At 62.1% G+C, this 12,650-nt stretch carries 14 protein-coding genes; 10 read left to right on the top strand and 4 right to left on the bottom strand.

The genetic code is table 11. The features are described from left to right. Positions 1 to 8: 8 nt before the first annotated feature. From dgcA to ACLEJR_RS24480, 3 genes are all read right to left on the bottom strand, one after another. Positions 9 to 2,069 (bottom strand): dimethylglycine demethylation protein DgcA, encoded by a 2,061-nt coding sequence (dgcA, locus tag ACLEJR_RS24490; RefSeq protein WP_440796276.1) that lies wholly within the window; start codon positions 2,067 to 2,069, stop codon positions 9 to 11. A gap of 15 nt (positions 2,070 to 2,084) precedes the next feature. Continuing rightward, the gene (locus tag ACLEJR_RS24485) at positions 2,085 to 2,615 is read right to left on the bottom strand and encodes a DUF5943 domain-containing protein (RefSeq protein WP_440796274.1); all 531 of its coding nucleotides are present in this window, start codon (positions 2,613 to 2,615) and stop codon (positions 2,085 to 2,087) included. A 212-nt stretch (positions 2,616 to 2,827) separates the two neighbouring features. After that, on the bottom strand, positions 2,828 to 3,805 hold the full coding sequence (locus tag ACLEJR_RS24480; RefSeq protein ID WP_440796272.1) for a dipeptidase: 978 nt from the start codon (positions 3,803 to 3,805) through the stop codon (positions 2,828 to 2,830). Between the two features lie 234 nt (positions 3,806 to 4,039). Here ACLEJR_RS24480 and ACLEJR_RS24475 point away from each other — a divergent pair, with 234 nt between their 5' ends. From ACLEJR_RS24475 to ACLEJR_RS24455, 5 genes are all read left to right on the top strand, one after another. Continuing rightward, positions 4,040 to 4,441 (top strand): lysozyme inhibitor LprI family protein, encoded by a 402-nt coding sequence (locus ACLEJR_RS24475; RefSeq protein ID WP_440796270.1) that lies wholly within the window; start codon positions 4,040 to 4,042, stop codon positions 4,439 to 4,441. 148 nt (positions 4,442 to 4,589) lie between these two features. Further along, on the top strand, positions 4,590 to 4,844 hold the full coding sequence (locus tag ACLEJR_RS24470) for a type II toxin-antitoxin system RelE family toxin (RefSeq protein WP_440796268.1): 255 nt from the start codon (positions 4,590 to 4,592) through the stop codon (positions 4,842 to 4,844). Beyond that, a complete protein-coding gene (locus ACLEJR_RS24465; protein WP_440796266.1) occupies positions 4,828 to 5,151 on the top strand; it encodes a helix-turn-helix domain-containing protein in 324 nt (107 codons plus the stop codon). Before ACLEJR_RS24470 ends, ACLEJR_RS24465 begins: the two co-directional genes overlap by 17 nt. Positions 5,152 to 5,269: 118 nt before the next feature. Beyond that, the gene (locus ACLEJR_RS24460; protein WP_440796264.1) at positions 5,270 to 6,046 is read left to right on the top strand and encodes a DUF4239 domain-containing protein; all 777 of its coding nucleotides are present in this window, start codon (positions 5,270 to 5,272) and stop codon (positions 6,044 to 6,046) included. A 75-nt stretch (positions 6,047 to 6,121) separates the two neighbouring features. Then, positions 6,122 to 6,538, top strand: a complete 417-nt coding sequence (locus ACLEJR_RS24455; protein WP_440817130.1) for a DUF3010 family protein — start codon at positions 6,122 to 6,124, stop codon at positions 6,536 to 6,538. A gap of 128 nt (positions 6,539 to 6,666) precedes the next feature. Here the strand turns inward: ACLEJR_RS24455 and ACLEJR_RS24450 are convergent, their stop codons facing one another. Continuing rightward, complete coding sequence (locus tag ACLEJR_RS24450; protein WP_440796260.1) at positions 6,667 to 7,608, bottom strand: GlxA family transcriptional regulator; 942 nt, start codon at positions 7,606 to 7,608, stop codon at positions 6,667 to 6,669. 169 nt (positions 7,609 to 7,777) lie between these two features. On the opposite strand from ACLEJR_RS24450, the gene choX reads away from it, so the two are divergent. The 5 genes from choX to ACLEJR_RS24425 all read left to right on the top strand — a co-directional run bounded on the left by choX (position 7,778) and on the right by ACLEJR_RS24425 (position 12,635). Then, entirely contained in the window at positions 7,778 to 8,722 is a 945-nt protein-coding gene (gene choX, locus ACLEJR_RS24445; RefSeq protein WP_440817127.1) for a choline ABC transporter substrate-binding protein, read from the top strand. A gap of 72 nt (positions 8,723 to 8,794) precedes the next feature. Beyond that, positions 8,795 to 9,682: a 3-keto-5-aminohexanoate cleavage protein gene (locus ACLEJR_RS24440; RefSeq protein ID WP_440817124.1), complete on the top strand. Its 888-nt coding sequence runs from the start codon at positions 8,795 to 8,797 to the stop codon at positions 9,680 to 9,682. Positions 9,683 to 9,834: 152 nt separating this feature from the next. Continuing rightward, the gene (locus tag ACLEJR_RS24435) at positions 9,835 to 10,800 is read left to right on the top strand and encodes an L-carnitine dehydrogenase (protein ID WP_440796254.1); all 966 of its coding nucleotides are present in this window, start codon (positions 9,835 to 9,837) and stop codon (positions 10,798 to 10,800) included. 177 nt (positions 10,801 to 10,977) lie between these two features. Further along, on the top strand, positions 10,978 to 11,454 hold the full coding sequence (locus ACLEJR_RS24430) for a thioesterase family protein (protein WP_440796252.1): 477 nt from the start codon (positions 10,978 to 10,980) through the stop codon (positions 11,452 to 11,454). Between the two features lie 17 nt (positions 11,455 to 11,471). Continuing rightward, positions 11,472 to 12,635, top strand: coding sequence for a gamma-butyrobetaine dioxygenase (locus ACLEJR_RS24425; protein WP_440817123.1), 1,164 nt, complete (start codon positions 11,472 to 11,474; stop codon positions 12,633 to 12,635). Positions 12,636 to 12,650 lie beyond the last annotated feature (15 nt).

Below are 12,650 nucleotides of genomic sequence, written 5' to 3'. Positions count from 1 at the left end.
CTACGCCGTCAAAAATCCTTACAGAGCCGAAGCGCGTCATAGATGGCGGCGTGTGTATTACGCTGGGCCACGCAGTCGCCGATGCGGAACAGCAGGTAGCCATCGCCGCTCTGCTCCAGGCACGGCTGGGGCTTGATCGCGAACAGGGCTTCGACGTCAATCTGACCCTTGTTGCGCGACCCTTCCTTCAGCGCGTAATAGATTTCCTCGTCCGGCCGCACGCCGTTCTCCACCACCACCTGGTCGACTACGCGCTCTTCCTTGGCACCGGTGTATTCGTTCTCCAGCACCGCCACCAGCTTGTCGCCTTCGCGGTAGACCTTCTCCAGCATCATGTCCCCGGTCATGATTACTTCTTTGGGGTACATGCTACGGTAGTAGGTCGGGAACGAGGTGCCGCCAATCGCAACGCCCGGCTTGATGTCGTCGGTGACGATCTCGACCTGGCTGCCCTTGTCGGCCAGGAAGTCGGCCACCGACATGCCAGTGAACTCGCAGATGGTGTCGTAGACCAGCACGTTCTTGCCAGGCAGCACCTTGCCGTCGAGCACGTCCCAGCTGCTGACCACCAGCCCTTCGGCGGCGCCCCAGTGCTCGTTCTGCTCCACGTTCGGATGCCCGCCGACGGCCAGCACCACCACGTCCGGACGCAGGTCCATGATGGTCGCCGCGTCAGCCGCTACGCCCAGGCGAAGGTCGACTTTCAAGCGCGCCAGTTCCAGTTGGAACCAGCGGGTAATACCAGCGATCTGGTCCCGTTGCGGCGCCTTGGCAGCAGTGGTGATTTGCCCGCCAATGAATTCCTTCTTCTCGAACAGGGTCACGTCGTGGCCGCGCTCGGCAGCGACGCGTGCCGCTTCCATGCCCGCCGGGCCGGCACCGACCACCACCACCTTGCGTTTCGGCCCGGTGGATTTCTCGATGATGTGCGGCACGCCCATGTACTCACGGGACGTCGCGGCGTTCTGGATGCACAGCACATCCAGGCCCTGGTACTGACGGTCGATGCAGTAGTTGGCACCGACGCACTGCTTGATCTGGTCGACCTGGCCCATCTTGATCTTGGCGATCAGGTGCGGGTCGGCGATGTGGGCGCGGGTCATGCCGACCATGTCCACATAACCGCCTTCCAGGATCCGCGTGGCCTGGTTCGGGTCCTTGATGTTCTGCGCGTGCAGGACAGGAACCTTGACCACTTCCTTGATACCGGCGGCCAGGTGCAGGAACGGCTCCGGTGGATAACTCATGTTCGGGATGACGTTGGCCAGCGTGTTGTGGGTGTCGCAACCCGAACCGACCACGCCGATGAAATCCAGCATGCCGGTGTCGTCGTAGTACTTGGCGATCTGCTTCATGTCCTCGTGGGACAGGCCATCGGGGTGGAACTCGTCACCACAGATGCGCATGCCCACGCAGAAATCGTCGCCCACTTCGGCGCGCACGGCCTTGAGCACTTCCAGGCCGAACTTCATGCGGCCTTCGAAGCTGCCGCCCCATTCGTCGGTGCGCTTGTTGACCCGCGGGCTCCAGAACTGGTCGATCATGTGCTGGTGCACGGCGGACAGCTCGACACCGTCCAGGCCACCGGCCTTGGCGCGGCGCGCAGCCTGGGCATAGTTGCCGATCACCCGCCAGATTTCTTCCGGCTCGATGGTCTTGCACGTGGCACGGTGCACCGGCTCGCGCACGCCCGACGGCGACATCAGGGTCGGCCAGTTGAAGCCGTCCCAACGCGAGCGACGGCCCATGTGGGTAATCTGGATCATGATCTTGGCGCCATGCTTGTGCATGGCGTCGGCCAGGTTCTGGAAGTGCGGGATGATGCGGTCGGTGGACAGGTTCACCGAGCTCCACCATTCCTGCGGGCTGTCGATGGCCACCACCGACGAGCCGCCGCAGATCGCCAGGCCGATGCCGCCCTTGGCTTTCTCTTCGTAATACTTCACGTAACGGTCGGTGGTCATGCCGCCGTCGGTCGCGTAGACCTCCGCGTGGGCGGTGCTGAGCACGCGGTTGCGGATGGTCAGTTTGCCGATCTGGATCGGCTGGAACATTGCTTCAAAAGCCATGGCGCGGTCCTCGACTTACAACGGCTTGACGATGAACAGGCCGTCGTCGTGGCCTTCTTCGGAACCGCCATAGACCTGCTCGGCCACGGTGCGGATCGAACTGCCACGGGCGGCCAGGATCTGGTCCATGGCGCCGGCGAACCAACCTGTGAACATGTAGTCGACCTTGCGCCCGACCTTGCCGTACACGTAGACGAACGCCGAGTGCTCGAGCTTGACGCTGCAGGTGCCTTTGTCCAGGTCGATATCCTGGATCTTGAACAGGCCCCAGCCGCGCTGCGACAGACGCTTCATGTAGTGCTCGAACACCGCGACGCCTTCCAGACCATGGCATTCGGCTTCTTTTTCACACCAGTGCCAGGCGGATTTGTAGCCGGCCTTGTAGAGAATCTCGGCGTAGGCCTCGGCGCCCAGCACCTCCTCGATCCCCATGTGGTTGTTGACGAAGAAGTGACGCGGCACGTACAGCATCGGCAGGGCGTCGGAGGTCCAGACACCGGTTTCGCTGTCGACTTCGATAGGCAGTTGGGGGGCGATTTTGGCCATGAAAACTTGACTCCGGAAATTCGTGATCATTACTGAGCGAAGCGTTTGCTTTTGCTCTTATAAAAAAGCTGCGTGAATGCCTTTGGAGCCGTAGCGAGCACGTCGAGAGCAAGGAAGGACCGGAGCGACAAGCGAGACAGTACGCATGTACGGCGAGCTTGGCGCGAGGACCTGACGCAGCTATCGGCGAGCGGAGTAGGCTCCAGAGGTATTCACTCGCCCCAGACGTCCTTCAGGACGTTCACCCAGTTTTCGCCCATGATTTTGCGTACTACTCGCTCGGAGTGACCGCGCTTGAGCAGCGTCTCGGTGAGGTTCGGGAACTCGCCCACGGTGCGGATGCCCAGCGGGTTGATGATCTTGCCGAAGTTGGTCAGGCGGCGGGCGTAGCCCTTGTCATGGGTCAGCATTTCGAAGAACGCCTGGTCGTGACCCTGGGTGAAGTCGGTACCGATGCCGATGGCGTCTTCGCCAACGATGTTCATGGTGTACTCAATGGCCTCGGCGTAGTCGTCGATGGTCGAATCGATGCCCTTGGCCAGGAACGGCGCGAACATGGTCACGCCGACGAAACCGCCGTGGTCGGCAATGAACTTCAGCTCTTCATCGGACTTGTTGCGCGGGTGCTCTTTGAGGCCGGACGGCAGGCAGTGGGAATAGCAGACCGGCTTCTTCGATTCGAGGATGACCTCTTCGGAGGTCTTGGAACCGACGTGGGACAGGTCGCACATGATGCCGACGCGGTTCATCTCGGCGACGATTTCACGACCGAAGCCCGACAGGCCGCCGTCACGCTCGTAGCAGCCGGTGCCCACCAGATTCTGGGTGTTGTAGCACATCTGCACCACACCGACGCCGAGCTGCTTGAAGATCTCGACGTAACCGAGCTGGTCTTCGAACGCATGGGCGTTCTGGAACCCGAAGATGATGCCGGTCTTGCCCTGTTCCTTGGCGCGACGGATGTCGGCGGTGGTTTTCACCGGGATCACCAGGTCGCTGTTTTCGCGGATCAGTTTCTGGCTGGCGACGATGTTATTGATGGTGGCCTGGAAGCCTTCCCACACCGACACCGTGCAGTTGGCGGCGGTCAGGCCGCCTTTGCGCATGTCTTCGAACAGGTCGCGGTTCCATTTGGCAATGATCAGCCCGTCGATAACGATGCTGTCGGCGTGCAATTCGGCTGGGCTCATCAGGCAGTCCCCTTTTATCGGATTTCATGCGCCGAATCGTCTGCCGGCGCTTTGGGGCCAGCATATGCCTCGGGGCCGTGGGGACCGGGTGCAAAAACGACAGGGGAATTGCCGAAAGCGTCAATCACCGACATTGGGCCATGACAGGCCCACCCTGCCCGTCTGTTCTTTAGCCCACGGTTGCGCCAGAATCCGCGGCATCACTGGCTTTCACTGGACTTGAGCGGCAACGCGATGAAATCAATCTTCCTGGCTTTGGCACTGATCAGCACCGTCGCACACGCAACCGAAGACACCGAACCGAACCCTTGCGACGCCGTGGAAAACGACGTCCAGACCCTGGCCTGCTCGGCCTACGGCAAGACCGCCGCCGAACAACTGCTCAGCGAAAACCTGCAAAGCCTCAACGAACGCCTGCAAACCCGCTACGCCAGCGACAAGACCCAGCTGACCGACATCACCGCCAAGATCAAGGCCGCCCAGCAGCTGTGGCTCAAACAGCGCGAAGCCGACTGCGCCATCGCCGCCTTCCCGGCCAAACCCGGCAGCGAAGCCTACAAAATCGCCGAAAACGACTGCATGGCCCAGGTGAGCGATGATCGGTCGGAGTTTTTGGAGTCGATTGGGCAAGAGTGATGGCGCAACAAGAGCAAATCTTCATGATCTGGAGACGCACCGTGCAGTGACTTGCACCTGGAGCAATATCCCGACAACTTTCATCCGTTGGCGTTGAGGGAAATATAAGTCAGCATTTAAAAAAACTTATAAAAAACTTATATTTCCCATGAACACCATTCACTGGACCAGAAAGGCCGTTAAGCAGCTTCTGAGATTGCATTCTGTTCATCAGGTCCAGGTTCGGGATGCCGTTACGTTGCTCACCCGGATGCCTGATGTGACTAACGTCAAAGCGCTCGTCGGCCATGACTATGCGTACCGCCTCCGGGTGGGGAATTATCGAGTCATGTTCGACTGGGACGGGGCGATCAAGGTCGTCAGCATTCAAGAGGTCAAGAAACGCGATGAACGTACCTACTGATATTCAGATCATCAACGATGCAGACGGCAATCCGGCATTTGTGGTCATCCCATATGCCCAGTACGTTGCGCAAAAGCTGGAGCCCGACCTGATCCCCCATGAAGTCGTCAGCCGTATCGTCGACGGCGCAACCCCCATCCGCGCCTGGCGCGAACACCTGAGCCTGACCCAGGAAGACGTTGCCAGACGTCTCGGGATTTCTCAGCCGGCCTTTGCCCAGCAGGAATCCGTCGCCAAACCTCGCCGGGCGACTCGCGAGAAAATTGCCGCTGTCTTTGGCATCCATGCCGATCAGTTGGAGCTGTAGCTGCACGTCGTCTTGCAGCAGGGCGGCTCCGCCACCGCCTACTGTCAACTCTGACAGTAGGCGGATCACTACGAGAATCCTAGGATGAACCCACGCTTCGCTTTGCGGGGATTCTCGAATGCATGCGCTCACTGTCTTGCCCTTCTACGGCGCGGCCATTTTCATTGCCATCGTGCTGGGTATCGAGGCCGGTCGCCGGATCGGCAATCGTCATCTGGCCCAGGATCCCGAGGGCGCCCGCCAAGGCATCGGGGCCATTGAAGGCGCGGTGTTCGGTCTGTTGGCACTATTGATCGCCTTCACCTTCTCCGGCGCAGCCTCGCGCCTGGATCAACGGCGAGCGTTGATCATTGCCGAAACCAACGCCATGGGTACCGCCTGGCTGCGCCTGGATCTGCTGCCGGCCAGCGAGCAACCTGTCATACGCCAGGCGTTCCGGGACTATGTCGACGCCCGGATCGAGTATTACCGTGATCTGCGCGAGGATCAGGTCGACGAGGCGGCCCACGACCGAGCCAACGCTTTGCAACAGGCCATCTGGAAAAGCACGATCGGCGCCATGCAAAAGATGCCCACTCCGACGTTGGGAACCAGCGTGCTGCAAGCGCAGAATGAAATGATCGACATCACCACCACCCGCGCCGTGGCGCACGAGACCCATCCACCCTTGGCCATCTATCTGATGCTGGTGACCATGGCCCTGATCAGCGCCGTGCTGATCGGCTACGGCATGGCCGGTACAGCCCAACGCAAATGGCTGCACAGCCTGGGTTATGCGGCGGTCATGGTTGGCGTGCTGTATGTGATCCTGGACTTCGAATACCCCCGTTTCGGCATCATCCGGGTCGACTACTTTGACAAGATCATGCTGGACCTGCGCAAGACCATGGATTGAGGCGACAAAATCACCACGTCTCCTGGCTTCGATGTGGATAGACTTGAGCCTCATACCCCGATCCCGAAGGTTCGAATGATTATCTGCGGCATTGAAATCAAAGGCAGCGAAGCGATCATCGCCGTTGCCTCGCTGGATCAGCAGGCGCTGAGCCACGTTGCGCTGAACACCAAGAAAATCGCTCTGGACGACGATGACGAGGCAGCCAACGTCAGGGCGTTCGCAGCCCAGGTCCGGGCGTTTGTGCTGGACAACGGTATCGAGCGGATCGCCATCAAGAAGCGCAGCAAGAAAGGCGAGTTCGCCGGCGGCCCGACCACGTTCAAGATCGAAGGGGTTTTCCAGCTGTTGGAAGGCTGCGAAGTGACGCTGCTGTCGCCGCAAACCATCAATGCCCAGAGCAAAAAGCATGACATCGCTTTGCCGGCGACGCTGAATAAATATCAGCATGAGGCGTACAAAGCGGCGTGTGCGGCGTTGAAGAAACAATAATGCACCAGGCAAGGCATCTCCTGTGGGAGCGAGCCTGCTCGCGATAGCGATCTGTCAAACGGCACATCAGTCACCTGATCCATTGCTATCGCGAGCAGGCTCGCTCCCACAGGGTCCGTGTTCGGCCATCAGACCACCTTGCGCCGATCCTCCCGCGGACACCGCTCGAACCGCGCCCGATAACTGCGGGTGAAATACGACGGTGACTCAAAGCCACAGGCGATGCTGACCTCCAGCACGCTCATGTCAGTCTGGCGCAGCAGTTGCCGGGCTTTTTCCAGACGCAGGCGCAGGTAGAAGTTGCTCGGGGTGTCATTCAGATGCAGGCGGAACAGCCGTTCGAGCTGGCGTCGGGTGACGCCGATGGCCTCGGCCAACTCCAGGGTCGTCAGCGGCGGCTCGCTGTGGCTCTCCATTTCACCGATGACGTGCACCAGTTTCTTGTTACGCACGCCGTAGCGACTGGCGACTTCCATTCGCTGGTGGTCCTTGCGTGGACGAATGCGCCCCAGCACGAATTGCTCACTGACCTGGATTGCCAGCTCGGCACCGTGGGCCTGGCCGATCAGGTCCAGCATGAGGTCGATGGACGCCGTACCGCCGGCACAGGTGATGCGGCGGCGGTCGATCTCGAACAGCTCCTGGGTCACGCTGAGCTGCGGATAGGACTCCTTGAACGCCTCGATGGCTTCCCAGTGCAGCGTCACTCGGTGCCCTTCCAACAACCCCGCCTCGGCCAGGACCACGCTGCCGGTATCGATGCCGCCCAGGGTCACGCCTTCCTTGTCCAGCCGATGCAGCCAACGCTCCAATGCCGGCGTGGCGAACTTCAGCGGTTCGAACCCCGCCACCACCCACAGCGTCGCGCCTTTCTTCAACGGCTCAAGCGCCGCATCGGCATTGACCGACATGCCATTGCTCGCCAGCACCGCCCCGCCGTCGGCACTCAGCACATGCCAGCGGTACAGCTCACCGCGAAATCGATTGGCGACGCGCAACGGCTCGATGGCCGAAATGAAACCGATGGCCGAAAAACCCGGCATCAACAAAAAGTAGAAATCCTGGGACATTAAGCGCACTCGGTTGGCGGGTAGCGTGGGAACTTGATACGCCAGTTGGTCGCTGCAGTGCAAGAGCGCGTCGCCGCAGTGCGCTTTGCCGAGGGCTCGCCTGCGTAACTTGGCATCACCGGCGCGCAGACACCGGAATCCATAACAATAAGCTGCCGAGGACCCCGCCATGAAACGATTGATCAGCTCTTGCGTTCTTGCTGTGTGCGGTACCACTTTCCTGAATGGCGCCGCCCTGGCGGCCGAGCCCGCCGCGTGTCAGAACGTGCGCCTGGGCGTGGTCAACTGGACTGACGTCATCGCCACCAGCGCGCTGACCCAGGTGATGCTCGATGGCCTCGGCTACAAGACCAAACAGACCAGCGCCTCCCAGCAGATCATCTTTGCCGGGATTCGCGACCAGCGCCTGGACGTATTCCTGGGGTACTGGAATCCCTTGATGACCCAGACCATCACCCCGTTCGTCGAAGCCAGGCAGGTCAAGGTACTGGACCAACCAAGCCTCAAGGACGCCCGCGCCACCCTCGCCGTGCCGACTTACCTGGCCGACAAGGGCCTGAAAACCTTCGCCGACATCGCCAGGTTTGAAAAAGAGCTGGGCGGCAAGATCTACGGCATCGAACCAGGCTCCGGCGCCAACACCCAGATCAAGGCCATGATCGCCAAGAACCAGTTCGGCCTGGGCAAGTTCCAGCTGGTCGAATCCAGCGAAGCCGGCATGCTCGCCGCCGTGGACCGCGCCGTGCGCCGCAAGGAAGCCGTGGTGTTTTTCGGCTGGGCCCCGCACCCGATGAACGTCAACGTGCAGATGACCTACCTCACAGGCAGCGAAGACGCCCTCGGCCCGAACGAAGGCATGGCCACCGTCTGGACCGTCACCGCGCCGGACTACGCCAGCCAATGCCCGAACGTCAGCCGCCTGTTGAGCAACCTGACGTTCACCGCCGAGGACGAGAGCCGGATGATGCAGCCGCTGCTGGATCACAAGGACCCCCTCGAGTCGGCCCGGCAATGGCTCAAGGACCATCCGCAGGACAAACAGCGCTGGCTCGAAGGCGTCACCACCTTCGACGGCAAGCCGGCCGCCGACAACCTCAAGCTCACCAGCAACTGATCACTCGTTATCCATCTGCGCAGCACCCACCGGGCTGCGCAGTGACTCACCTCGCCTGAAGGAAGCCGTACCATGAACCACGACGTCATCATCACCTGCGCACTCACCGGTGCTGGCGACACGACCGCCAAGAGCCCCCACGTCCCGGTCACCCCGAAACAGATCGCCGAGGCCGCCGTCGAGGCCGCCAAGGCCGGTGCCACGGTGGTCCACTGCCACGTCCGCGACCCGCAGACCGGCAAGTTCAGCCGCAACGTGGCGCTGTACCGCGAAGTGATGGAGCGCATCCGCGAGGCGGACGTGGACATCATCGTCAACCTCACCGCCGGCATGGGTGGTGATCTGGAGATCGGGCCCGGCGAACGGCCGATGGAGTTCGGTCCCAACACCGACCTGGTGGGCCCGCTGACGCGCCTGGCCCATGTCGAAGAACTGCTGCCGGAAATCTGCACGCTCGATTGCGGCACCCTGAACTTCGGCGACGGCGACACCATTTACGTCTCGACTCCGGCGCAACTGCGGGCGGGCGCCAAGCGCATCACCGAGCTGGGAGTGAAAGCCGAACTGGAAATCTTCGACACCGGCCACCTGTGGTTCGCCAAGCAGATGATCAAGGAAGGCCTGCTGGACAACCCGCTGTTCCAGCTGTGCCTGGGTATCCCATGGGGTGCGCCGGCCGACACCACCACCATGAAAGCCATGGTCGATAACCTGCCAGCCGATGCGGTGTGGGCCGGCTTCGGCATCGGCCGCATGCAAATGCCGATGGCGGCCCAGGCCGTGCTGCTGGGCGGCAACGTACGAGTCGGGCTGGAAGACAACCTGTGGCTGGACAAAGGCGTACTCGCCACCAACGGCCAACTGGTGGAACGCGCCAGCGAAATCCTCAGCCGCCTCGGGGCGCGGGTGCTCACCCCGGCGGAAGGTCGCAAGAAGATGGGGCTGACCCAGCGTAGCTGACCAGACACCCCCGTCCCTGTGGGAGCGAGCCTGCTCGCGATGACGGTGCAACAGGCGCCGAATGTGCCGACTGACACTGCGCCATCGCGAGCAGGCTCGCTCCACAAAGGCTCCCCCACAATCAGCTCACCGAACTATTTCAGGAAATCACCATGCGCTTTATCACCGACATCAAGACCTTCGCCGCCCTGGGCAGCGGTGTAATCGGCAGCGGCTGGGTCAGTCGCGCCCTGGCCCATGGGCTGGACGTCGTGGCCTGGGACCCGGCGCCCGGCGCCGAAGCGGCGCTGCGCAAGCGCGTCGCCAATGCCTGGGGTGCGCTGGAACAACAGGGCCTGGCACCCGGCGCCTCTCAGGACCGGCTGCGCTTCGTCGCGACCATCGAAGAATGCGTGCGCGACGCCGACTTCATCCAGGAGAGCGCCCCCGAGCGCCTGGAATTGAAACTCCAGCTGCACAGCCAGATCAGCGCCGCCGCCAAGCCGGACGCGTTGATCGGCTCCAGCACCTCGGGCCTGCTGCCGAGCGAGTTCTATGAAGGCTCCACCCATCCGGAGCGCTGCGTGGTCGGGCATCCGTTCAACCCGGTTTACCTGTTGCCCCTGGTCGAAGTGGTCGGCGGCAAAAACACTGCGCCCGAAGCCGTTCAGGCGGCGATGCAGGTTTACCAATCCCTCGGCATGCGACCGTTGCACGTGCGCAAGGAAGTGCCCGGATTCATCGCCGACCGCTTGCTCGAAGCGCTGTGGCGCGAGGCCCTGCATCTGGTCAACGACGGCGTGGCGACCACCGGCGAGATCGACGACGCCATTCGCTTTGGCGCCGGGTTGCGCTGGTCATTCATGGGCACCTTCCTGACCTACACCCTGGCCGGTGGCGACGCCGGCATGCGCCACTTCATGGCCCAGTTCGGCCCGGCGCTGCAACTGCCGTGGACCTACCTGCCGGCGCCGGAGCTGACCGAGAAGCTGATCGATGACGTGGTGGATGGGACCAGCGCACAACTGGGCAACCACAGCATTTCAGCATTGGAGCGCTACCGTGACGATTGCCTGCTGGCGGTGTTGGAGGCCGTGAAAGCCACCAAGGCCAGGCATGGCATGGCCTTTGGTGACTAAACGCTATTCCTGTGGCGAGGGAGCTTGCTCCCGCTCGACCGCGAAGCGGTCGCAAAACCAGCTGACGCGATATTTCTGATACACCGCGTTATCAGCGTTTGGGGGGCTTCGCCCCCAGCGGGAGTAAGCTCCCTCGCCACACATGTGTACACCAGTGCTCATCTGCGGAGTTCCACCATGCCCACCCTCACCACCTACAAAACCCACATCCGCCCCGAATGGGTCGATTACAACGGCCATCTGCGCGATGCCTATTACCTGCTGATTTTCAGTTACGCCACCGACGCGCTGATGGACCTGCTCGGGCTGGACAGCCAGAACCGCGACGCCAGCGGCCATTCGCTGTTCACCCTCGAACTGCACCTGAACTACCTGCACGAGGTGAAGGTAGACGTCGACGTGCAAGTGCACACGCAAATCATCGGCCACGACGCCAAGCGCCTGCACCTCTACCACAGCCTGCACCTGGCCGGAGGCGACAAAGAGCTGGCGGGCAACGAGCAGATGCTCCTGCACGTGGACCTGGCCGGCCCGCGCGCCGCGCCCTTCACCGAGCAGACCCTGGACAAGCTCCAGGCCCTGCTGGATGAACAATCCGACCTGCCGCCCCCAGCGTACATGGGTCGGATCATTGCCCTGCCGCCCGCCCGATAACAGCCCAGGAGACCGCCATGCGCACCGCCACCGCTTTTGCCGATTTCCGCCGCTATCCCCTGGTGTGTTCCCTGAGCGTGGTGACACCCTTGGCGGACCGGGTGCAGGTCACCTGGGCCGACGGCCGGGTCAGTCCTTTCCATCATCCGTGGCTGCGGGACAACTGCCCTTGCCCACAGTGCGTCTACAGCGTCACCCGCGAACAGGTACTGGAAGTCGTCGATGTCCCTGAAGACCTGGCGCCCGCCGCGACCCATCTCGACGACCAGGGCTGCCTGTGCGTGGACTGGCAGGACGGCCACCAGAGCCGTTTCGACCCAGGCTGGTTGCGTGCCCACGCCTACGACGATCAGTCCCGGGCCGAACGGCTGGCCGGCAAGCCCCGGCGCCAGCTCTGGCAGCACGACTTGCGCATACCCGTGTTCGACTACCCGGCATTGATGACCGACAACGCCGCCCTGCTGCAATGGCTAATGGCGGTGCGCGACATCGGCCTGACCCAAGTGCGTGGCGTGCCCACCGAACCCGGCTCGCTGAAACCGATTGCCCAGCGGATTTCCTTCATTCGCGAAAGCAACTTCGGCGTGCTGTTCAATGTGCAATCCAAGGCCGACGCCGACAGCAACGCCTACACCGCTTTCAACCTGCCACTGCACAGCGACTTGCCGACTCGGGAATTGCAGCCGGGCTTGCAGTTCCTGCACTGCCTGGTCAACGACGCTGAAGGCGGCGAGAGCATTTTTGTCGATGGTTTCGCCATCGCCCAGGCCCTGCGCCAGGAAGATCCCGACGCCTTCGCTGCGTTGTGCGAAATCCCGGTGGAGTTTCGCAACAAAGACCGCCACAGCGACTACCGCTGCCTGGCGCCGATCATCGCCCTGGATACCCTCGGGCAAGTCTCGGAAATTCGCATGGCGAACTTCCTGCGCGGGCCGTTCGACACCTCGGTCGAGCAAATGCCCAGGCTCTACAACGCCTACCGACGCTTCATCGCCCTGACCCGCGAACCACGGTTTCGCGTCATGCAACGCCTGGAGCCCGGCCAGCTCTGGTGCTTCGACAATCGCCGCACGCTGCACGCCCGCAACGCCTTCGACCCCGCCACCGGGGCGCGGCATTTCCAAGGGTGCTATGTGGATCGGGATGAGTTGTTGTCGCGGATTCTGGTGTTGCAGCGCTAGAGCGCGTCATCGTTC

The sequence above is a fragment of the Pseudomonas sp. SMN5 genome, from assembly GCF_052041925.1.
Taxonomy (GTDB): domain Bacteria; phylum Pseudomonadota; class Gammaproteobacteria; order Pseudomonadales; family Pseudomonadaceae; genus Aquipseudomonas.
This window is presented reverse-complemented; position numbering and strand designations above follow the sequence as displayed.

Excerpts from the sequence above, each read along its gene's own strand:
- ACLEJR_RS24470 (WP_440796268.1), top strand. The coding sequence starts at position 4,590 with ATGAACACCATTCACTGGACCAGAAAGGCCGTTAAGCAGCTTCTGAGA.
- ACLEJR_RS24475 (WP_440796270.1), top strand. The coding sequence starts at position 4,040 with ATGAAATCAATCTTCCTGGCTTTGGCACTGATCAGCACCGTCGCACAC.
- ACLEJR_RS24480 (WP_440796272.1), bottom strand. The coding sequence starts at position 3,805 with ATGAGCCCAGCCGAATTGCACGCCGACAGCATCGTTATCGACGGGCTG.
- ACLEJR_RS24485 (WP_440796274.1), bottom strand. The coding sequence starts at position 2,615 with ATGGCCAAAATCGCCCCCCAACTGCCTATCGAAGTCGACAGCGAAACC.
- choX (WP_440817127.1), top strand. The coding sequence starts at position 7,778 with ATGAAACGATTGATCAGCTCTTGCGTTCTTGCTGTGTGCGGTACCACT.
- dgcA (WP_440796276.1), bottom strand. The coding sequence starts at position 2,069 with ATGGCTTTTGAAGCAATGTTCCAGCCGATCCAGATCGGCAAACTGACC.
- ACLEJR_RS24450 (WP_440796260.1), bottom strand. The coding sequence starts at position 7,608 with ATGTCCCAGGATTTCTACTTTTTGTTGATGCCGGGTTTTTCGGCCATC.
- ACLEJR_RS24460 (WP_440796264.1), top strand. The coding sequence starts at position 5,270 with ATGCATGCGCTCACTGTCTTGCCCTTCTACGGCGCGGCCATTTTCATT.
- ACLEJR_RS24430 (WP_440796252.1), top strand. The coding sequence starts at position 10,978 with ATGCCCACCCTCACCACCTACAAAACCCACATCCGCCCCGAATGGGTC.
- ACLEJR_RS24465 (WP_440796266.1), top strand. The coding sequence starts at position 4,828 with ATGAACGTACCTACTGATATTCAGATCATCAACGATGCAGACGGCAAT.
- ACLEJR_RS24435 (WP_440796254.1), top strand. The coding sequence starts at position 9,835 with ATGCGCTTTATCACCGACATCAAGACCTTCGCCGCCCTGGGCAGCGGT.
- ACLEJR_RS24425 (WP_440817123.1), top strand. The coding sequence starts at position 11,472 with ATGCGCACCGCCACCGCTTTTGCCGATTTCCGCCGCTATCCCCTGGTG.
- ACLEJR_RS24440 (WP_440817124.1), top strand. The coding sequence starts at position 8,795 with ATGAACCACGACGTCATCATCACCTGCGCACTCACCGGTGCTGGCGAC.
- ACLEJR_RS24455 (WP_440817130.1), top strand. The coding sequence starts at position 6,122 with ATGATTATCTGCGGCATTGAAATCAAAGGCAGCGAAGCGATCATCGCC.